Annotated in this window: 20 protein-coding genes; 14 read left to right on the top strand and 6 right to left on the bottom strand. The window is 61.3% G+C overall.

The features are described 5' to 3' along the window. Positions 1-6: 6 nt before the first annotated feature. The 5 genes from soxY to ACAty_RS11020 all read right to left on the bottom strand — a co-directional run bounded on the left by soxY (position 7) and on the right by ACAty_RS11020 (position 5,702). Positions 7-519, bottom strand: coding sequence for a thiosulfate oxidation carrier protein SoxY (gene soxY, locus ACAty_RS11040; protein ID WP_004868577.1), 513 nt, complete (start codon positions 517-519; stop codon positions 7-9). A gap of 26 nt (positions 520-545) precedes the next feature. Next, on the bottom strand, positions 546-944 hold the full coding sequence (gene soxX, locus ACAty_RS11035) for a sulfur oxidation c-type cytochrome SoxX (RefSeq protein WP_004868575.1): 399 nt from the start codon (positions 942-944) through the stop codon (positions 546-548). Positions 945-1,242: 298 nt separating this feature from the next. After that, positions 1,243-2,610 carry a sigma-54-dependent transcriptional regulator gene (locus ACAty_RS11030; protein ID WP_004868573.1) on the bottom strand — a complete coding sequence of 456 codons (1,368 nt, stop codon included), beginning with the start codon at positions 2,608-2,610 and terminating at the stop codon, positions 1,243-1,245. A 33-nt stretch (positions 2,611-2,643) separates the two neighbouring features. Further along, entirely contained in the window at positions 2,644-4,179 is a 1,536-nt protein-coding gene (locus ACAty_RS11025; RefSeq protein WP_226824481.1) for a sensor histidine kinase, read from the bottom strand. Further along, the gene (locus tag ACAty_RS11020; RefSeq protein WP_038472252.1) at positions 4,176-5,702 is read right to left on the bottom strand and encodes a PhnD/SsuA/transferrin family substrate-binding protein; all 1,527 of its coding nucleotides are present in this window, start codon (positions 5,700-5,702) and stop codon (positions 4,176-4,178) included. Before ACAty_RS11020 ends, ACAty_RS11025 begins: the two co-directional genes overlap by 4 nt. Positions 5,703-5,758: 56 nt before the next feature. On the opposite strand from ACAty_RS11020, the gene moaC reads away from it, so the two are divergent. Further along, positions 5,759-6,259 carry a cyclic pyranopterin monophosphate synthase MoaC gene (gene moaC / locus ACAty_RS11015; protein ID WP_004868568.1) on the top strand — a complete coding sequence of 167 codons (501 nt, stop codon included), beginning with the start codon at positions 5,759-5,761 and terminating at the stop codon, positions 6,257-6,259. A 39-nt stretch (positions 6,260-6,298) separates the two neighbouring features. On the opposite strand, the gene ACAty_RS11010 is transcribed toward moaC, so the two are convergent. Further along, entirely contained in the window at positions 6,299-6,604 is a 306-nt protein-coding gene (locus ACAty_RS11010; RefSeq protein WP_004868566.1) for a hypothetical protein, read from the bottom strand. 177 nt (positions 6,605-6,781) lie between these two features. Here ACAty_RS11010 and ACAty_RS11005 point away from each other — a divergent pair, with 177 nt between their 5' ends. The 13 genes from ACAty_RS11005 (at position 6,782) to ACAty_RS10945 (ending at position 19,416) form a co-directional block, all read left to right on the top strand. Then, positions 6,782-9,640, top strand: a complete 2,859-nt coding sequence (locus tag ACAty_RS11005) for a molybdopterin oxidoreductase family protein (protein WP_004868564.1) — start codon at positions 6,782-6,784, stop codon at positions 9,638-9,640. Positions 9,641-9,700: 60 nt separating this feature from the next. Next, positions 9,701-10,393, top strand: a complete 693-nt coding sequence (locus ACAty_RS11000) for a 4Fe-4S dicluster domain-containing protein (RefSeq protein WP_004868562.1) — start codon at positions 9,701-9,703, stop codon at positions 10,391-10,393. An 11-nt stretch (positions 10,394-10,404) separates the two neighbouring features. Beyond that, complete coding sequence (locus ACAty_RS10995; protein ID WP_004868559.1) at positions 10,405-11,343, top strand: dimethyl sulfoxide reductase anchor subunit family protein; 939 nt, start codon at positions 10,405-10,407, stop codon at positions 11,341-11,343. A gap of 97 nt (positions 11,344-11,440) precedes the next feature. Further along, positions 11,441-12,478 (top strand): GTP 3',8-cyclase MoaA, encoded by a 1,038-nt coding sequence (gene moaA / locus ACAty_RS10990; RefSeq protein ID WP_014003388.1) that lies wholly within the window; start codon positions 11,441-11,443, stop codon positions 12,476-12,478. Positions 12,479-12,547: 69 nt separating this feature from the next. Beyond that, a complete protein-coding gene (locus ACAty_RS10985; RefSeq protein ID WP_004868554.1) occupies positions 12,548-12,874 on the top strand; it encodes a rhodanese-like domain-containing protein in 327 nt (108 codons plus the stop codon). 124 nt (positions 12,875-12,998) lie between these two features. Continuing rightward, a complete protein-coding gene (locus tag ACAty_RS10980; protein ID WP_004868552.1) occupies positions 12,999-13,229 on the top strand; it encodes a sulfurtransferase TusA family protein in 231 nt (76 codons plus the stop codon). A gap of 59 nt (positions 13,230-13,288) precedes the next feature. Then, positions 13,289-13,759 carry a sulfur carrier protein DsrE2 gene (dsrE2, locus tag ACAty_RS10975; protein WP_004868549.1) on the top strand — a complete coding sequence of 157 codons (471 nt, stop codon included), beginning with the start codon at positions 13,289-13,291 and terminating at the stop codon, positions 13,757-13,759. 66 nt (positions 13,760-13,825) lie between these two features. Beyond that, entirely contained in the window at positions 13,826-14,506 is a 681-nt protein-coding gene (locus tag ACAty_RS10970) for a 4Fe-4S dicluster domain-containing protein (protein WP_004868548.1), read from the top strand. Positions 14,507-14,554: 48 nt separating this feature from the next. After that, positions 14,555-15,898, top strand: coding sequence for a heterodisulfide reductase-related iron-sulfur binding cluster (locus tag ACAty_RS10965; RefSeq protein ID WP_038472245.1), 1,344 nt, complete (start codon positions 14,555-14,557; stop codon positions 15,896-15,898). Between the two features lie 12 nt (positions 15,899-15,910). Next, positions 15,911-16,966 carry a CoB--CoM heterodisulfide reductase iron-sulfur subunit A family protein gene (locus ACAty_RS10960; RefSeq protein WP_004868630.1) on the top strand — a complete coding sequence of 352 codons (1,056 nt, stop codon included), beginning with the start codon at positions 15,911-15,913 and terminating at the stop codon, positions 16,964-16,966. Then, positions 16,956-17,771, top strand: coding sequence for a hypothetical protein (locus ACAty_RS10955; RefSeq protein WP_004868631.1), 816 nt, complete (start codon positions 16,956-16,958; stop codon positions 17,769-17,771). Before ACAty_RS10960 ends, ACAty_RS10955 begins: the two co-directional genes overlap by 11 nt. Before the next feature lie 21 nt (positions 17,772-17,792). After that, positions 17,793-18,512 (top strand): 4Fe-4S dicluster domain-containing protein, encoded by a 720-nt coding sequence (locus ACAty_RS10950; protein WP_004868632.1) that lies wholly within the window; start codon positions 17,793-17,795, stop codon positions 18,510-18,512. Then, the gene (locus ACAty_RS10945; protein ID WP_004868633.1) at positions 18,505-19,416 is read left to right on the top strand and encodes a CoB--CoM heterodisulfide reductase iron-sulfur subunit B family protein; all 912 of its coding nucleotides are present in this window, start codon (positions 18,505-18,507) and stop codon (positions 19,414-19,416) included. Before ACAty_RS10950 ends, ACAty_RS10945 begins: the two co-directional genes overlap by 8 nt. The last annotated feature ends 4 nt before the right edge of the window (positions 19,417-19,420 follow it).

The following is a 19,420-nucleotide window of genomic DNA, read 5'->3' as shown; positions in this document are numbered from 1 at the left end:
GGTTTATCAACCGCCACAACCACCGATGGTGACCTTGACCTCACGCGGGGCAGAGGCCATGAACTCACCCTTGCTGGTCTTGGCAATGACCCGTACGTTGTCGGTCTTGGCCATCTTGATGCGCTGCTGGAAATAGGCGGCACCGAGACCTGGGGTGAGATCGAACTGGCTGGCCAGCGGTGTGGGGTTGTGGTCCACGAAGAGCCAGACGGTGCTGACGTAATCGTCGGCGGTCATGGGCGAGTCGATTTCGATGGTGACAGGCACGGCTCCACCGTTTTCGGCAATGGTGGGTGCCGTGAGCTTCACCTTGGGCGATACGGGGACGTTGTTCTTGCCGACACTGGCGGCCATGGCCTGATCGAGGGCCTTGGCGTCAAAGGCCTTGGCCGGCCAACCGGCGACGTTGTCGGCGAGGGCGGCTCCTGAGCGGAGCAGGGCGCCACCGGCCAGGGTGACCGCAGCTCCCGCAACGAGGCTTGTGCCGATAAATTGGCGACGCTGAATAGTTTTCTTCATGGAAGGTCTACTCCTGATTAAGGGGTTCAATTCAAGGACCAGAGGTAATCCGCCACCTGCTGCAATTCTTTTGGTGTCAGAACATCATTTTTGCCAAATTGTGGCATATTGGCGTAGGGGAATAGTTTTTCCGGATCCGCCAAAAAAGCCACGAGTTTTTCTTTGGTCTGGAACATCTGCTGGAAGGTTACTCCCTTCATGGGAAGGGCAGGGGCGACATTGCCAGCCTGGGAGCCACCCGGTAAAGCGTGGCAGGCGAGGCAATTTCCCTTTTCCCGATCAAAGGCAATAGCCCGACCTGCTTCGATGTTGCTCTGTGCCGCCGCGTTTTCCGCCGCCTGGACACGATCCACAGCGCCCAGGAACAAAAGGGTGCCGAGGAGGCTGCTGAGCATTCCCGCACGAACGATGGTATCGAGTTTCATATCGTACTCCTGTGGTGCTGCCCTTTCGAAACATGGGCAATGGAGTAAGAGCAGAAATCGTGCCAAAACGTCTTATAGTATTAATCTACTATAAGTTGTAGAGTTAAGGGGAGAAAAATATCGACCCTTTAAGGGCACGGGGGCAATAAGCGATAGACTTTCAGCCGGTACGGCCTCGCGTCGAGGAAGAAGCACTGGCGGCGGAGCCCACCTAGTTGCACGGCGCGCAAACGCCGGAACCTACGACTGGCCCTGTTCGTTGGGAAATCCCTGTCCCATTTGGGACAGAGCCAGCGGCTCAGTCTCCGTCGCCCAGGTCGTCGTCGTTATCGTGATCGCCCAGGAGCCCCAGATTCTTCATCTTGGTGCGTAGCTGTTTACGACTGATGCCCAGGAGCACCGCCGCCTGGCTTTGATTGAAACGGGTTTTTTCCAAGGCGCTCAGTACCGTCTGGCGTTCCAGGGATGGAAGATCGAAGGGGCTGGCCGGGCCGCCGTCGCTGCCGGCCTTACCCAAGAGCTCCGCTGGCAAATCTTGACGGCGAATCTCGGGGCCGCGACTGAGGACGATCATCCGCTCCAGCAGGTTCTCCAATTGCCGGATGTTCCCAGGCCAGTCATAGGCCTCCAGAGCCGCCAGAGCATCGCTGCTGATGGCGATGGGCGGCGAGCGCCCAATGTCGGCACTGATCTTGGCCAGAAAGTGGCGCACCAGGGGCGCGATGTCGGCGCGGCGCTCCCGTAACGGTGGGATGTGCAGCGGAATGACGTTGAGGCGGTAGTAGAGATCTTCTCGGAACCGCCCGTCGTTGACGGCCTGGGCCAGGTCGATGTGGGTTGCCGCAACGATGCGGGCCTGGAGCGGCAGCGCCTGGTGGGTGCCGAGGCGAGTGAACTCCCGTTCCTGCAGCGCCCGCAGGAGCTTGACCTGCATGGGTAGCGGCATGTCCCCAACCTCGTCCAGAAAGAGGGTGCCGCTGGCAGCCATCTCCAGTTTACCGGCCTGGGAACGCGTGGCCCCAGTGAAGGCGCCGCGCTCGAAGCCAAAAATCTCACTCTCCACGAGTTCCAAGGGGATTGCCCCGCAGTTGAAGGCAACGAAGGGTTGCCCGGCGCGCGGCGAGGCGTCGTGCAGGGCTCTCGCCACCAGTTCTTTGCCGGTGCCCGATTCCCCCGTGATCAGCACGTTGGACGGCGCCGGTGCAACCAGATCGATGACCTCGAGAAGTGTCTCGATGGCGCGACTGACTCCGATCAGACCATGCCGGCGAGGCTCCTGGCGCAGCGGTGGCAAGACGCGTCCACGTTGTCCCAGGACCTGGCGGAGGAGGGCGATGAGTTCGCCCTCATCCACCGGTTTGGTCAGATAGTGTTCCGCTCCTGCCTTGATGGCGTCCACGGCGTGCTCGATCTCGCCGTAGGCGGTGGTGATGATGACCGGGATTTCCGGATAGGTGCTTTTCACTTGCCGCAGGAGATCGGTACCGGAACGGCCGGGCAGACGCTGGTCCGTCAGGATCAGGGCAGGGGGCTGCTGGCGGATCGACTCCAATGCCGCTTCGGCGCTCTCCGCCTCACTGGTGGCAAAACCTTCCGCCGCCAGGACTGCGGCCAAGACGCGGCGCAGATTGCGTTCGTCCTCGACAATGAGAATGGGTGCTTCCATGGAATCCTCACACAGGCGCCAGGGTGGATCGTGCTAGTCGGCGTCTGAGGATAGGCGATCGGGAATGTGCAGGACAAATTCGGCGCCCTCGCCCGCCTCCTTGAGCTCCACACGACCCTCGTGCACCATCATGATCTTCGCCACCATGGCCAGACCAAGACCGCTGCCCTTGGTCTTGGTGGTGAAGTAAGGCTTGAAGATGACACCCCTTTTGTCTGCCGGCACGCCGGGCCCGTTGTCGTGAACGGCGATGCAAACCAGTCCCGGACCTTCCCGGTAGGCACGCAGAGCAATGCGACCGCCGGGCTCAGGCACCGCATCGATGGCGTTGAGCAGGAGATTGCTGAGGGCCTGGCCAATGAGGGAGGGGTCGACGCTGGCGTGCAACTCGGGGGGGCAGTCCACGTCGACGGCGACACCGTGTCCCTCGAAGTCCGGACGGTGACGCTCGACACAACGCTGCAGCAGGGCATACAGCGAGGTATCGGCATACTCGGGGCGGTAAGAACGACCAAAATCGAGGAAGCCCTGGGTCATGTCGTAAAGACGCTGGACCTCCTCCTCGATGATCGACAGAAAATCCTCTGGCACCAGATTATTCTTGCCGTTGTCCTGGCCACCGTAGCGAACCAGGTAGCGTGCCGCTCCCCGCAGTGAGGACAGAGCATTGCGGATCTCGTGCGCGACCTGTGACGACATCTCGCCGATGGTGGCCATGCATTGCATGTCCTGTTGCCGTTGGTGCAGACGCTGCAGCTCCTGGAGATGCTCGTGCAGGCGCGTTTCGGTGATGCGAAAGGCCCGCTCCAGGCGGTGGAGCTCATCCCCGTGACGATCGGGGGCGTACAGCTCGCGACGATCCTCCAGCCCCAGGCGTTGCTCCATGCCCTCGATGTCGCGCAACAAGCGCAGTACCGGTCGGGTGATGGCCAGGCTCACCAGGTACGCACCCAGCAAACCCAGTAGAGCCGTAATGGCGCCCAGGATCAGCAGGCGGCTCGTGGTGCGGTTGAGACGCTCATCCACCAAGGCACTGATCTTATGTCGGTTTCCCTGCAGCCAGACGGTACCCAGGCGGTAGGAACCCGCGGCAATGGGGGCCTGGAAGAGGTCGCCGTGGCTGCCGGGGTGCAGGGGCAACTGCGCCTGTGCACCCAGCTGGTTGAGCTGGTTGCTGGCGACGACCACGCCACTGCGGTCGACGATCTCCACGGCGCGCACCAGTGGGTTGCCGGGATTGGCCAGTTGCGCCAGTTTGCCGCCATCCTTGAGCAGGATGGGGTTGGCGGCCTCCCGCGCGATGTTGTCGGCCAGGCGAGCCAGTTCGTTCTGTACTTGGCTCGTCAGGTCGGCGCGTACCGAGGTGTAGAGAAATACCGCGATGAGGGCATAGATCAGGGCAACGAGTAGCAGGACGAAGGCCATGCTCTTGCTGCGCCAACTGAGTTCCTGCCACAGATGGGGCCAGGAGCCGACGAGGAGCACCCGGGCCCTTCTGCGCATGGACGAAGCGCCGGCGGGTTCCGCGGGACGTGTACCGCCCGCTGCCTCGGAGAGCTCGCGGCTCATGAGCTGGGACGAATGCTGGCAAAACCGGCGGCTTCGAGCTCTGCGGGCGGGATCGCCGCCAATGCCTGTCGCAGCCGGGTGATCTCAACCTTGGGCAGCGCCGGGCGTGAGGCCAGCACCCAGGCCGGCGCTGGTCCGGCCGTGGTCAGCACGCGCCACGTGTCGGGAGTCTCGCGCATGAGATCGGTCACGGTCGCGGCGCGCAGCACGCCCCAGTCCGCCTTGCCCGTGGCCAGAGCTGCAAACACCGCCCGTTCCGAGGCCACTCCCTGCCAGTGCAACGGCCGCCCATGGGCGTGCTGCTGGATCCACGGACGCAGAATGCCGGCAGCACTACAGTATGGGCTACTGTAGGCAATGGTCAGAGCGGGTCCGGCGGTTTCCGGTGTGGTTCCGTGGTGCTGAATGCTCACCACCGCCAGACCCTTCTCGCTATTGGGTGGGTCCAGGCGTGCCAACACTTGGAGCCGACCCTTGGCCGCCTCGTGCATCAGCGGACTCAAGAGGGCAAACTGGTAGCGTCCCGCGCGCAGGTCGCGCACATAATCCGTCTCGCTGGGCGGAATGACCACCACCACCGACTCACCGGTGGCCTTGCGCAAGGCCTGAACCAGGGGGGCGAAGAGGCGCGCTGCCGTCACTGGAGAAAAGGCCGGTGGAATGCCAAGCACCAAGTGCTTGCTGCGATATTTGGGATCCAGGCGCTTACCGTATAGATCACGGTAGAGGGCGCGCAAGGGAGCATAGGCACCCTCTTCCAGAGGGTGGAAGCCGTAGGCAAGACCGCCCAGGGCGCGCAAGGCAGCAGGATCGGCGTGCGCAGTCTCGAGGAGGGCGGCGCGAAGTTTGTCGCGCAGCGCCGGCGGCACCTCGGCACTGGCAGCAATGAGATCGCCGGGGCCGACATCCATGCGCGCCACCACCCGGAGCGTGCCGTTGCGAAGGTAGGGCATGGCCACATTTTCGGCTACCGCCGTGGCGTCGTAGAAGCGGGCTGCCACGTCCATCAGGGCACTCTGATCCGAGCCGCTCTGGCGCAGGGTGCTGAAATCCTTGGTGCCGATTCCGACGCTGCTGAGTAGGGACAAGGGCAGCAGGGCAGAGGCAGCACAGGCGGGGTCCCCCATGACAAAACTTTTGCCGCGCAGCTGCAACACACTATGGACCGGGGAGTCGGCGCGGACGAGGATCACGCTGTGGTTGCTACCGGGACCGCCGTCGATGCCGACGAGGGGCAGATACGGGCTTTCGTGGGCAACGCGCAAATACGAGATGGGGCAGAACAGGGCGATCTGTGCCACGGGCTTGTTGGCCTCGAGATAAAAGCTCTGCAGATTGCCGCTGAAGCTGAGGTGCACCGTCTCGCCACTGACGCGGCTGAGGTACTGGGCCAAGGGCGTGAAGGCTGCGTACATGACCGCGGGGCTGCTCACCGGCGGCAGCAGAAAGCGCAGATCCCCTTGTGCCGAGAGGCAGAACAGGCTCAGAATCCAAGCGATGAGAGTTTTCTTCAGCACCGACATCTCCACAAGCGCGCCCTCGGGTTTGCGTGATTCAAGCAAAAGGAGTGCCAGATTTCATGTCCCAGAAGCCAGGCCCGGACTCGTTCCTGACCCATTTCAATGCCCGCGGTGAAGCGCACATGGTGGCCATCACGGACAAGCCCGTAAGCGACCGCCGCGCTCGGGCCGAAGGCAGCATTCGCATGCACAGGAGCACTCTGGAGCGGCTGCGCCAGAGTACCGTCGGCAAAGGGGACGTCCTTGCCGTCGCCCGCATCGCGGCCATCCAGGCGGCCAAAAAGACGGCCGACCTGATCCCTTTGGCACACCCTCTGGCCCTCACTGCCGTAGAGGTGGAGTTCGTGGACCAGGATGAGCCGCCCCAATTGCTCTGTCGCGCGGATCTGCGCTGTAGCGGCCAGACGGGCGTGGAAATGGAGGCGCTCACCGCGGTGAGCGTCGCCTTGCTGACGGTCTACGACATGTGCAAGGCCATCGACCGAGGCATGGAGATCACCGCCGTGCGCCTGTTAGAGAAAAGCGGCGGGCGTAGTGGTCACTGGCGCCGGGAAGCCTAGCGGGTACCCCGCTCGGTGAGCGGGGCGATGTCTGCAGGGTTACTTGCCGCGGTGGGGCGAGGAGCTGTAGCGCATCATCACGTCCCGGTCCTTCCAGTTGGCCTCTTTGAGGACCTCTTCCGGGATCAGGTAACGATCCTGGGGGGCGACTTCCTTGGCCTTGACGATGCGCAGTACGTCGGCGTAAGGGAGTTTGCGCAGGAGGCCATCCTTGTCCGTGGCACGCACGATCATGGCGTCCTTCAGGAGGGCGTAGACGTAGAAGTTACCTGGGCGCAGCTTGCCCTCCTTGTCCCGCCAGGTGACGGTGATGCGCGAGTGTTCTTTGAAATCGTTTCGGTTCATCGCTGATTCTCCGTGGAATGGGCTGAGTGAAAGTACCTGTGCCCTGGGCGCCAAAGCAAATAAGGGCTGCTTATTACAAAATCAAAAACGCTGAGTTGCTTTATCACCCACCCTCGGCGACCATCCGATACAACTTAGAGCGGCCCGCCCGGTCGCTTTCCACGAGCGAGGTAGACGATGGCTACGGTCATGGAATTCGAGGATCACGGTAAGCAGGAGATCAAGTACACCACCTGCTATATGTGCGCCTGCCGTTGTGGCATCAAGGTAACGGTCGAGAACAATCAGGTGCGCTTCATCCAGGGTAACCGCAATCACCCCATCAACCAAGGCGTGCTCTGCGCCAAGGGCTCGGCGGGGATCATGAAGCAGCAGTCCCCGGCCAAGCTGCGCAACCCCCTGCGGCGCAAGCCGGGGACGGAGCGTGGCGCCGGCGAGTTCGAGGAGATCTCCTGGGACGAGGCCCTCGACATCCTCACCCAGCGCCTGCAGCACATCCGCGCCACGGATCCCAACAAGCTGGCGTACTTTACTGGCCGCGACCAGATGCAGGCACTCACCGGCCTGTGGGCGCAACAGTTCGGTACCCTCAACTGGTCGGCGCACGGCGGTTTCTGCTCCGTCAACATGGCTACCGCTGGCCTGTACATGCTCGGCCACGCGTTCTGGGAGTTCGGTGATCCGGATTGGGATCGCACCAAGTACTTCATGCTCTGGGGAGTTGCCGAGGACCATTCCTCCAACCCCATGAAGATCGGGCTCGAAAAGCTCAAGCGCAACGGCGGCAAGTTCGTGGGCATCAATCCCGCGCGCACGGGATATCAGGCCATTGCCGACGAGTGGGTCCCCATCCGTCCCGGCACCGATGGCATGCTGGCTCTGTCCATGGTGCACGTCCTGCTTCAGAACGAGCAGTTCGATTGGGAGTTCCTGCTCCGTTACACCAACGCCCCGTTCCTCGTGGTGCAGACCCCGGGACAGAAGGGCGATGGACTCATCTATCGCGACGAGGCTGGACACCCTCTGGTCTGGGATCTCGAGAAAGAGGCCTTCGTCAATGGCATGGAGCCCGGCGTCAAGGCCGCCCTCTTTGGTGACTTCCAGAGCCCCGATGGTCGCCCCCTGCGCACGATCATGAGCATCCTCGCCGATCGCTATCTGGATGAGCGTTTCAGCCCGGCCAATGCCGCGCGTCTCACCGGCGTGCCCGCCGAGACCATCGAGCGTTTGGCCCTGGAAATGGCCCACGTTGCCTTCAAGGAGAGTATCGAGGTCGAGGTGGAATGGACCGACTGGGCGGGACGCAAGCACGACCGTTTCATCGGTCGACCCGTATCCATGCACGCCATGCGCGGCATCTCCGCACACTCCAACGGCATGCAGGCCGCGCGCGCCATCCACCTGCTCCAGGTGCTGCTGGGAACCATCGACTGCCCCGGCGGCTTCCGCGCCAAGGCGCCCTACCCGAAGCCCGTGCCGCCGCCCGTCAAGCCGGCTCAGCACAGCGCCCCCAATACGCCTCTGAAGTCGTCGCCCCTGGGCTTCCCCACGGCACCCGAGGATCTCGTCATCGATGAGGAGGGCCGTCCCAAGCGTATCGACAAGGCCTACTCCTGGGAGGCGCCCATCGCCAACCATGGCCTCATGCACATGGTCATCACCAATGCCGTCAACAAGGATCCCTACGGCATCGATACCCTGATCTTCTTCATGGCCAACATGAGCTGGAACTCCACCATGAACACGGCCAACGTGCAGGAGATGCTGAAGGCCAAGGACGATGACGGCGAGTACAAGATCCCCTTCCTGGTGGTCATCGACGCCTACCACTCGGAGATGGTCAACTTTGGCGACCTCATCCTGCCCGATACCACCTATCTCGAGCGCCACGACTGTATCTCGCTCCTGGATCGGCCCATCTCGGAGCCCGATGCCATCTGCGACTCCATCCGGCACCCCATCCTCAAGCCCGACCGCAATGTCCGGCCCTGGCAGGATGTGATGGTGGAGCTGGCTACGCGCCTCAAATTCCCCGCATTCACGCGTGAGAACGGTGAGCCGCGTTTCAAGGACTATAAGGACTTCATCGTCAATTTTGAACGCGCCCCGGGGATCGGTTTCCTGGCCGGCTGGCGGGGCAAGGATGGCAAGTCGCATCTGCGCGGTGAGCCCAATCCCGAGCAGTGGGAGCGCTATATCGAAAATCAGGGTTTCTTCCAGTACCACTTGCCCAAGTCGGCGGCCTTCTACCGCTTCGCCAACCGGGAATACCTCGATCTGGCCCAGAAAATCGGCTTCAATCCCAGTGCCGATCCCATCACCATCGAGCTCTATTCCGAGACCTTTCAGCGCTTTCGCCTGGCGGGACTCGGGCTCTACGACGGCCCGCAGCCCAAGGACCCCGTGGACCGCGAGCGTCTGGCCACCTATTTCGACCCGTTGCCGGACTGGTACGAGCCTCTGGAACAGCAGCGCATCGACAAGAAGGAGTACCCCTTCTTTGCGGTCAATCAGCGGCCGATGATGATGTATCACTCCTGGGACAGTCAGAACGCCTGGCTGCGCCAGATCATCGCCCAGAATTACCTCTACATGAACCGCAAGCGCGGGGAGCAGATGGGCATCAAAGACAAGTCCTGGGTCTGGGTGGAGAGCCACAACGGCAAGATCCGGGTCCAGGTCAAGCTCATCGAGGGTTGCCAGGAAGATACGGTATGGACCTGGAATGCCATCGGCAAGCAGTCCGGGGCGTGGGGACTCAAGCCCGACGCCGCCGAAGCAACCCGTGGCTTCCTCATGAACCATCTCATTTCCGAACTGTTACCAGCCAAGCGAGGAGAGCGTCGGTTGACCAACTCCGATCCCATCACCGGTCAGGCGGCTTGGTATGACCTCATGGTCAAGATCACGCCGGCGGCGCCGGGCGAGGAGGGGGTGTGGCCGACCTTCGAAACCATCAAGCCGCTGCCCGGTATGGCGCCGTCACCGGATCAGCTGCGCTACCACACCCACGAACCCGTCAACCTCAGGTCCTGACCCAGGGGTGAAGAAATTCCATCACCCAGACTGGGACCGGATTGCAGCAAGGAGTTCAGCATGAGACTTGGATTGGTTATCGATCTGGACACCTGCGTGGGCTGTCACGCCTGCGCGGTGGCCTGCAAGGAATGGAATACCAGTGGCACCACGGGGGCGCTCACGGACTACCAGCCCTACGGGGCCAAGCCCTCGGGCGTGTGGTTCAACCGCATTCGCCACTACGAAATCGGCGATTATCCGCACAACAAGACCGTCAACTTCCCCATGTCCTGCATGCATTGCGAGAACGCGGAGTGTGTCACGGTGTGCCCGACGGGGGCGAGCTACAAGCGCGCCGAGGACGGCATCGTGCTGGTGGACCAGAGCAAATGCATGGGCTGCAATTACTGCTCCTGGGCTTGCCCCTACGGCGCCCGCGAGCTGGATCGCGCCTCCGGCACCATGAAAAAGTGCACCCTGTGTATCGATCGCATCTACGACATGGAGATCCCGGAAGAAGAGCGACAGCCAGCCTGTGTGCTGACCTGCCCGGCGCACGCCCGTATGTTCGGCGATTTTGACGATCCCGAAAGCCCGGTGAGCCGAGCCGTGCGCGAGCGCGGCGGCTATCAGCTCATGCCCGAACTGAACTACAACCCCAGCAATCATTACCTACCGCCGCGGGTGCACGCGCCGATCCCCACGGAGGGGATGCGCAAGAAGGCCGCAGCGAAGGTCAAAGCCTGGGTCAACCGCGTCGTCGAGCGCTGAGGAGGGTTCCCATGCATCCGGCATTGGCAGTCATTTTTCTTACCCTGTTCTCGGGCGGCGGTTTTGGCCTCATGGCTTTGGTCGCCATCGTCAACGACTTTCACATCGACGGTGGTCTCAACCCCCTGCAGACCCTCATCGCCGTCCTGATCGCCCTGGTCTTCGTGACCATCGGCATGCTCTCCTCCACCGCGCATTTGGCCAATCCCAAGAATGCCTGGCGCGCCTTCACCCGCTGGCGTACGTCCTGGCTTGCCCGGGAGGGAATCTTTGCGGTGCTCTTCTACCCCTTCGCTGGTCTGTATTTGCTCTGGGTGTACTTCACCCAGGCGCCGGCGGACGTCGTGGGTCTCGTGCTCGCCAACCTTGCCGGTCTCATCGGACTGATCACCATTTTCTGTCAGGGCATGATCTACGCCGTTCTGCGGACCATCCGGCAGTGGAATACGCCTCTGGTGCCGGCCAATTTTTACTTCATGGGACTCGGCATCGGCGCCACCATCCTGGCCGCTGAGCGCATCGTCCTGGGAGCGCCGGCAACGGCCTTCGTTGCCCTGGCCGTTGCCCTGTTGGTGGCGGCGGCCGTGCTCAAGGGGATCTACTATTTCTGGATCGCTCGCCCCGGCGGGCCGAGCATCCGTACCGCTACGGGTTTCAACCGCCTGACGGTGCGGATTCTCGACCAAGGACATACCTTTGGCACCTTTCTGACGGAGGAGTTTGGCCACACCCTGCCGACGGCGCAGGCGCGGAACATCAAGGTGCTCATGTATGGCATCGCCTTTGTGGTTCCCATCGCCGCCCTGGCCCTGGCCCTGGACACGGGCTCGGCGCTTGCGGCGCTCATTGCGGCGGTGGCAGTGGTCATTGGCATTGGCATCGAGCGCTGGCTGTTCTTCGTCGAGGCGCAACACGTGGTCAACCTATATCACGGGCGTCCCTCCTGTTGATACAGCCTGCAGGGCGAGCTAGCATGCAGCAGGTGTGCTTTCCCCTGCCGGTTCACTGGCGCCTGGAGGAATGGCAGCAGATGGGTGATGGGTGGTGATGCGACCTGGGCCTCGGACCAGTGCGGAGATAGGTCCGCCCCGTGACGGGCTACAGGACCGTTTTGGTCGGCGGATTACCTACCTGCGGGTCTCCCTCACGGAGCACTGTAATTTTCGCTGTCAGTACTGCACCCCCGAAGACGGTACGCCATACTTCGATCGTGCCGAGCACCTGCAGCGGGCGGAACTGGTGCGATTGCTGCAGCTTTTCGTGGGCATGGGGCTTCAGCACCTGCGTCTGACCGGTGGTGAACCCCTCATTCATCCCCACGTCGTCGACTACGTTCGTGCGGCTAAGGCCATGGGCATCGGCAAGATCAGCATCAGCAGCAACGGTCTGCTGTTGGCAAGGCTCGCGCCCGCCCTGCGCGAAGCCGGTCTCAACAACCTCAACATCAGCCTGGATGCCCTCGATCCCGAGATTTTCCGGTCCATAACCCGTGGTGGCGACCTTGCGCGAGTGCTGCGGGGTATCGCAGCGGCGCAAGAGGCGGGTATTCCCCGTATCAAGCTGAATACGGTGTTGCTCGGCAAAGACAATCGCAGTGAGATCCTGCCGTTGACGGAGTACGCCCTACGTCATGGGTTGGACCTGCGCTTCATCGAAACCATGCCCCTGGGCAGCGCCGGTAGCGCGGCGCGCGATGCGCAGTACCTGCCCGCCGCAGAGGCGCGGGCCATCATCGAGGCCCACTACGGGCCACTGCACCCCGTCGCCGCCGCGCGCGATCACGGGCCGGCGCGGCTCTTCCAGGTGGGCCAGGCCTCCACGCGTATCGGCTTCATCACGCCCATCAGCGAGAACTTCTGTGCCAACTGCAATCGGGTTCGGCTGACGGCCCACGGTCGTCTGGTCTATTGCCTTGGCCAGGAGGCGGGGCTCGACCTGCGCGAGCTTTTGCGCGACGGCAGTTCCGATGACGACCTCCGTGCGCGAATCCGCGCCGGTATCTGGCACGACAAGCCAGAACGACACGAATTCCTGGACAATCGGGAGCGCTCGTCACGGGTGTTCATGATGCGCCTTGGCGGTTGATCCGCCGTGGTGAGGCGCCGGCAGCCAGTGATATACTGTTTGCCTGTTTGCTTATACAGGTGATACCTCATGTATGGTTTCAAAGAAATCACCGCGGATCAGCTGAAGAGTCTGCTGGATTCCGGGCAGAATTTTCACCTCATCGACGTGCGCTCGCCGGCGGAAGTGGCGCGCGGTGTCATCGCCGGTGCCCGTCACATCCCGCTGCATTTGCTGCCCATGTCGATTCAGGATCTGGAGCGGGATCGTCCCTTCGTGTTCTATTGTCTGAGCGGAGGCCGCTCGGCCCAGGCAGCGGCCTTTGCGGCGGCCCAGGGGGCGGGCGAGGTACTGAACCTGCGTGGCGGCATCTCGGCCTGGGCCGGACGGGGATTCCCCATTGTGGCCCCAGACTGAGTATTAGTAAAATCTAAAATATGGGGGCTTAATCAACAAATCAAAAATTTTGCCTTGCTCCCTATAGGGTTCCTGCTAGAGTGGACGCTCAGCGGTTTGTCAGTCAATTTTAGGAGAACGAGAGATGGTACAAGAAGATAAGGTCCTGGATGCCCGTGGTCTCAACTGCCCCTTGCCCATCCTGCGCACCAAGAAGGCCCTGGGAGAGCTGAGCTCGGGTCAGGTCCTGAAAGTCGTTGCCACCGATCCGGGCGCGGTGAAGGATTTCGAAGCTTTCTCCAAGCAGACCAAGAACCCGCTTCTGGATCAGGCGGAAGCCGGCGGCGAGTTCGTCTTTTTCATTCAGAAGGCCTGAATCCCGACAGCCCACAGCGAGGCCGTGCAGGCCAAGCCTGCAGCCTCGGGAGATTTGACATGGACGAGAAAAAACTGGCGATCATCGCAACCAAGGGCACCCTCGACTGGGGTTACCCGCCTTTCATCCTGGCGTCGACGGCGGCGGCCCTGGGCTACTCGGTGGAGATTTTCTTCACCTTTTACGGACTGCAGTTACTGAAGAAAGATCTTGGGCACCTGCGCGTGAGCCCCCTCGGCAACCCCGCCATGCCCATGCCTGTGCCCATGCCTACCTTGGCGATGGTCCTGCCCGGCATGGAAGGCATGGCCACGGCGATGATGAAAAGCAAAATGAAGGCGAAGGGAGTGGCCAGCCTCGAAGAACTGCGGGAGCTGTGTGTCGAGGCGGAAGTGCGCATGATCGCCTGTCAGATGACGGTGGACCTCTTCGAGTTCGATACGGCCGACTTCATCGATGGTATCGAGCTTGGCGGTGCCGCGGCCTTCTTCGAGTTCGCCGGCGAAGCGGACATCACCCTTTTCATTTGAACCCAACCGCGGTACTGTGGTCGTAATCAGTATCCGCTAATGAATTGACGAGCGAGGAGCGAGTGAATGGCTACGTATGCTGAAATGAAGGAGATGTTCGACGAGATCCGGGCGGATTTTCGTTACGACCACGAACTCAACGGCTGTCTCAACTGCGGTATCTGTACCGCCACCTGTCCCTCGGCGCAGTTCTACGACTACAGCCCGCGGGAGATCGTCCAGCTGCTCTGGACGGAAAACGTCGAGCAGATCTACGACGCCATGCAGGAAAAGATTTGGGCCTGTGCGCAGTGCATGACCTGCGCCGCGCGCTGCCCCTTCAAGAATTCTCCGGGCGGTTTGGTGATGATCATGCGCGAAGTGTCCATCCGCCACGGCATGCAGTCGGCCAAGGATGTGCTCCGGCCTTTCGGGCGCGTGATGCTCAAGCTCATCACCACCGGCAACCAGTTGTCCCCGGATATGATCCAGCCCGACCACTTCCCGGACTGGGGTCCAAACATTCAGAAGGTAGAGGGCGATCTGCGTGTCCTGCGCAAGGCCATCCCCGTCCGCACGCTGCAGACCGTGGAAACGGCGTGGGAGGTGTCGCTGAAGACGTCCGTAGAGATGTACACCATCTGGGAAATGACGGGTGTGCTGAAGTCGCTGGAAACCATGGATGAGAACCTTTTCGACGTGATCGAGGATTTCATCGATGAGAAGCGGGAAGACTACGAAGACTGGCTGGAGAAGCAGGGCGAGTAGTTTTCGGGCGCTCCCGGTTACGGACAAGGTTTTGAAGGAGTGACGGATATGAGTGAGAACACGACGCAGCAAGGGGTGGCTGGGCACGGTGCCTTTTTTCAGGATACGAATCTGAAGGCCGAGGAGGCCGAGGCGGCGACGGCCTGGGTGCGCAGTCACGTGGACCGGCGCACGGTAGACTTGGGTGATCGCATGGACGACATCCGTGAGCACATGTGGGAGTTGGAGAAGGAGGGCGAGATCATCGTCCACCGCATCACCGATGCCCACAAGCCCGTGGAGGTGGAGACCCTTTTCGGCTGGAAGAAGCGCATTCCCACCAACCAGCTCTGGCACCACAAGAGCTGTGGGCAGTGCGGTAACATCCCGGGCTACCCCACGAGCCTCATGTGGTTCATGAACAAGTTCGGCATCGACTACCTCGACGAGACCGATCAGACCTCCTGTACCGCCTGGAACTACCACGGTTCCGGCATCGGCAATGTCGAGTCCCTGGCGGCGGTCTTTTTGCGCAACTTCCATCAGGCCTACGTCTCGGGCAAGCAGCACGGCTTCGAGAACGGCCACTTCTACCCGCTGGTGCACTGCGGCACCTCCTTTGGCAACTACAAGGAGATTCGCAAGTACCTCATCGAATCCGCCGAACTGCGCGAGAAGGTCAAGAAGATCCTCGGCAAGCTCGGGCGTCTGGTCGACGGCAAGATCGTCATCCCCGAGGAAGTGGTGCACTACAGCGAGTGGCTGCACGTCATGCGCAATCGCATTGCCAGTGAGTTGCAGACCATCGACATGAGCAACATCCGGGTGACGGTGCACGCCGCCTGCCATTACTACAAGATGGTGCACGAAGACGCGATCTACGATAACACCGTTTTGGGTGGCAACCGCACGGCGGTGGGTACCTCGGTGGCCCAGGCCCTGGGGGCGCAGGTCATCGACTACTCCACCTGGTACGACTGCTGCGGCTTTGGTTTCCGCCACATCATTTCCGAGCGCGAGTTTACCCGCAGCTTCACCATGAACCGCAAGATCAAGGTGGCGCGGGAGGAGGCCAAGGCGGACGTGATGATTGGCATCGACACGGGCTGCATCACCACCATGGACAAGAACCAGTGGATCGGCAAGGCGCACGACATGAACTACTCCGTGCCCATCATTGCCGACGTGCAGTTGGCGGCGCTGGCCTGTGGTGCCGATCCCTTCAAGATCGTGCAGCTGCAGTGGCATGCCTCGCCCTGCGAAGACTTGGTGGAAAAGATGGGCATCAGCTGGGACAAGGCCAAGGCGGACTTCCAGGAATACTTGAAGCAGGTGGAAGCGGGCAACGTGGAGTACCTCTACAACCCCGAACTCGCCACCAATCAGCACATCAATATGAAGACGGGCGCTTAAGGAGAGATATCGGTGAGTGCACAAGACACGGTGTTGGTAGTAGGGGCGGGCCCGGCGGGTCTGTCGGCGGCGGCCACGGTGGCGGCCATGGGCAAGAAGGCGGTCATCGTCGAGAAGGAAGACGTGCTGGGCGGCGCCCCCATCATCTCCGGGTACGCCAAGCTGGTGCCCTCGGGCGAGTGGGCCAAGGACGCCATCGGCCGCATGGTCAGCCGTGTGGACGGCAATGGCAACGTCAGCATCCACAAGTCCACCAAGGTGACCCGGCTGGATGGCGAGGCCGGTAATTTCACGGCGCACCTGAGCAATGGCCAGCAGGTGGAAGCGGGCAGCATCGTCCTGGCCACGGGCTTTACCCATTTCGATTCCATCAACAAGCCCGAGTGGGGCTTCGGTACCTACGAAGACGTCCTCACCACCACCCAGATGGAGCAGATGGTGGGTACCGGCCAGATTCGCTGTCCGTCCGACGGGCGCGTGCCCGAGCGGGTGGCCATTCTGCTGTGCGTCGGCTCCCGTGACCGGCAGATCGGCCGAGAGTGGTGCTCCAAGATCTGCTGCACCGTCTCCACCAACCTCGCCATGGAGATCAAGGAGCTGTCGCCTTCCACGGACGTGTTCATCTACTACATGGACATCCGCACCTTCGGGCTCTACGAGGACAAGTTCTACTGGAAGAGCCAGGAAGAGTACAAGACCAAGTTCGTCAAGGCGCGCATCGCCGAGGTGACCAAGTCCCCGGACGGTCGGCTCCTGGTCAAGGGTGAGGACACCCTGGTCAAGCGCCCCATCGTGATCCCCATGGACATCGTGGTGCACGCCATCGGCATGGATCCCAACGCGCTGAATCCCGAGATTGCCAAGGTCTTTGGCGTTGGTCTCGAGAAGCACGGCTTCATCGACCGCGCCGAGCAGTACACCAACAGCCAGGGCACGACGCGCAAGGGCATCTACGTCTGCGGTGCCGCCACGGGACCAGAGACCATTGACGATTCCATCGCCCAGGGTCAATCGGCGGGCTCCCGCGCGGTGGCGGATCTGTACGGACTGCAGAAAGTTGCCGTCTGACGAGCTTGCGCGATCGGCCGATCGGATTACCCCGGCCAAGCTGCCCTTCGATCTGGATGCGGGTCTCCTCAAGAAGTCGTTCTACGAGTTAGAGGAGGCCTTTGAGGGGCAGCAGGGTCTTGCGGATCTGATCGAACGCCTGGCCGAGAAAAGTGCGGTCTTTCGTGACACGCTTTCGGCCCGGACGGAAGCCCTCAGCGAAGAGGAGCTAGAGACGCTGGTAGAGCGCATGTTCACGGCGCGCCGCAAGATTTGGCCAGCATTCGATGCCGCGGGCTCTGCCAAGGTTGGTGCGGCCATGTCCGATCTTTTGACCGGTCATGGTTCACTGGTGCAACGCATGCAGCGGTTTGAAGAAGCGGTACCGGCCACCGGAAAGGCGCAGCGCGCTTTACGGGATGTGGCGGCGGAGGTCCTGCATTTCACGGATCCCGAAACCTATCCCTTGATGACGCGCTGGGTTTGGGATCAGGGTACCGTATCCGGCGCCATTCGGGAGTTCATTCCCGGTGGTGACTACCTGACGGATTTTCCCTTGGGGGAAAGTCCGGAGATGTTCGAAGGCGTACGGGTCTGGATGCGGGATTCTTTGGCAGAATTGGGTGTCTATCGCGATCTCCCGTATCTGATGGACGTCATTCTGGCCTATCAGTACTCCCAGTATCTGCGGGCCATGGCCGAGGGTTTTTTGCGCTCGGACTTTGGTGGTCAGTCGGACTTTACGGAACAGATCAGAAAACTTCTGGGGGTAGAAACCCAGAGACGGTTTGGCGGGTCTCGCCTCAAGCGAGATGGTCTTCATTGACGCAAGGAATCAGGAGCAGTTATGGCTATTCATGAGAAGACCCTGATCGATCCCGATCGCATCCTCCAGCACGATCACCTGATCGTCGATGGTGTGGATGTTTCGGGGTCCTGGAACACCATGATTTCCCCTCGTACCCTGACGGACTACGAGCCGGATTTCGAAAAGATCATTCAGAGCTACAGCGGCGGCGAGAATGTGCATCGTTGCTGGCAGTGCGGGTCCTGCACCAATTCGTGCACCATGTATGCGCAGAATGTGGACTTCAATCCGCGCTACTGGATCTACCTCATCCGCTTGGGCCTGAAAGCGGAGTTGATGAAGGACAAGGACATCATCTGGCAGTGTGTGTCGTGCAACAAATGCACCAACATCTGTCCCAAGGACGTGCGTCCCGAGGGCGTGATGAAGGCTACGGCCCACTGGCTGGAAGAAAATGGCTATACGGAAAAATCGCCATCCACCCACTTCGACGAGGAATTCACCCACGAGTGTCTGGAATTCGGTCGAATCGAAGACACTGAGGTGATGATGGGTTTCTTCAAGCGTACCGGCCAACCTTTGGTGCAGCAGTGGATCGTTGAGTTCGGCAAGGGCTTGACCAAGCACATGCCCTTGGGACAGCTGGCCAAGATGGGGTTGAATACGCTGTTTCGGCCCAAGACCAAGTCTTGGGGGCGGACGGGTGCGGTACTGGCGGAGTATGTGAAGGCTCAGAAGGAGGCGGCACACCATGGCTAAGGTTGCGTATTATCCCGGTTGCGCGCTGGAAGGATCCGGTGGACCCTACGACAAGTCCACGCGGGTGCTGGTGAAGGAGTTGGGTCTGGAGATGGAGAACCTCGAAGACTACAACTGCTGTGGCGCCATGGAGGTGAAGAACATCCATCCCATGCTGCAGACCTACATGTCCGCTCGTAACCTGGCCATTGCCAGCAAGCTTCAGGGCTGCGATACGGTCATGGCGCCATGCAACGGCTGCTACCGTAACCTGAAGCAGACCGAGTATGAGTGCGCTACCTCCGAAGAGACCATGAAGACGGTTCAGGATCTCGCCAACAAGTCCGGCGATCCGGTCTATGAGGGCGACGTGCGTACCCTCCATGCGCTGGAGTGGTTCATGGAAGAACTCGGTCCGGAAGGCATCAAGCAGCGGGTCAAGAAGAGTCTCAATGGACTGAAGATTGCCAATTACTACGGCTGTATGTACACCCGTCCGCGGCAGATCTTTCCGGAAAAGGACCAGGGTCCCGGCTCGGAATCTTCTTATGCGCCGCATTTCATGGACGACCTGCTCAGCGCCGCTGGCGCCGTTGCGGTGGACTTCCCCTTGAAGACGGCCTGCTGTGGAGGGGCGCATACCCTGTCCGACTCCGATACCTCCACCCAGCTCGTGCTCAATATCCTCCAGGCTGCTGAAGATGCCGGTGCCGAGGTCATCGCCACCGAGTGTCCGACCTGTCACTCGGGTCTGGAGATGCACCAGGTACGGGCCGAAGTGGAATTTGGCATCAAGACCAACGTGAAGGTGATTTACTTCACCCAGCTCCTGGGTCTGGCCATGGGCTTGTCGCCGCGGAAGGTGGGCATCCCCGACAACGTCAGCGATTCCATGGATCTTCTTGCTGCCAAAGGCATTGCGTAATGCT

It is taken from the genome of Acidithiobacillus caldus ATCC 51756 (assembly GCF_000175575.2).
Classification (GTDB): Bacteria; Pseudomonadota; Gammaproteobacteria; order Acidithiobacillales; family Acidithiobacillaceae; genus Acidithiobacillus_A; species Acidithiobacillus_A caldus.
Note: the sequence above shows the minus strand (reverse complement) of the source record. Positions and strands in the feature narration are given on the sequence as shown.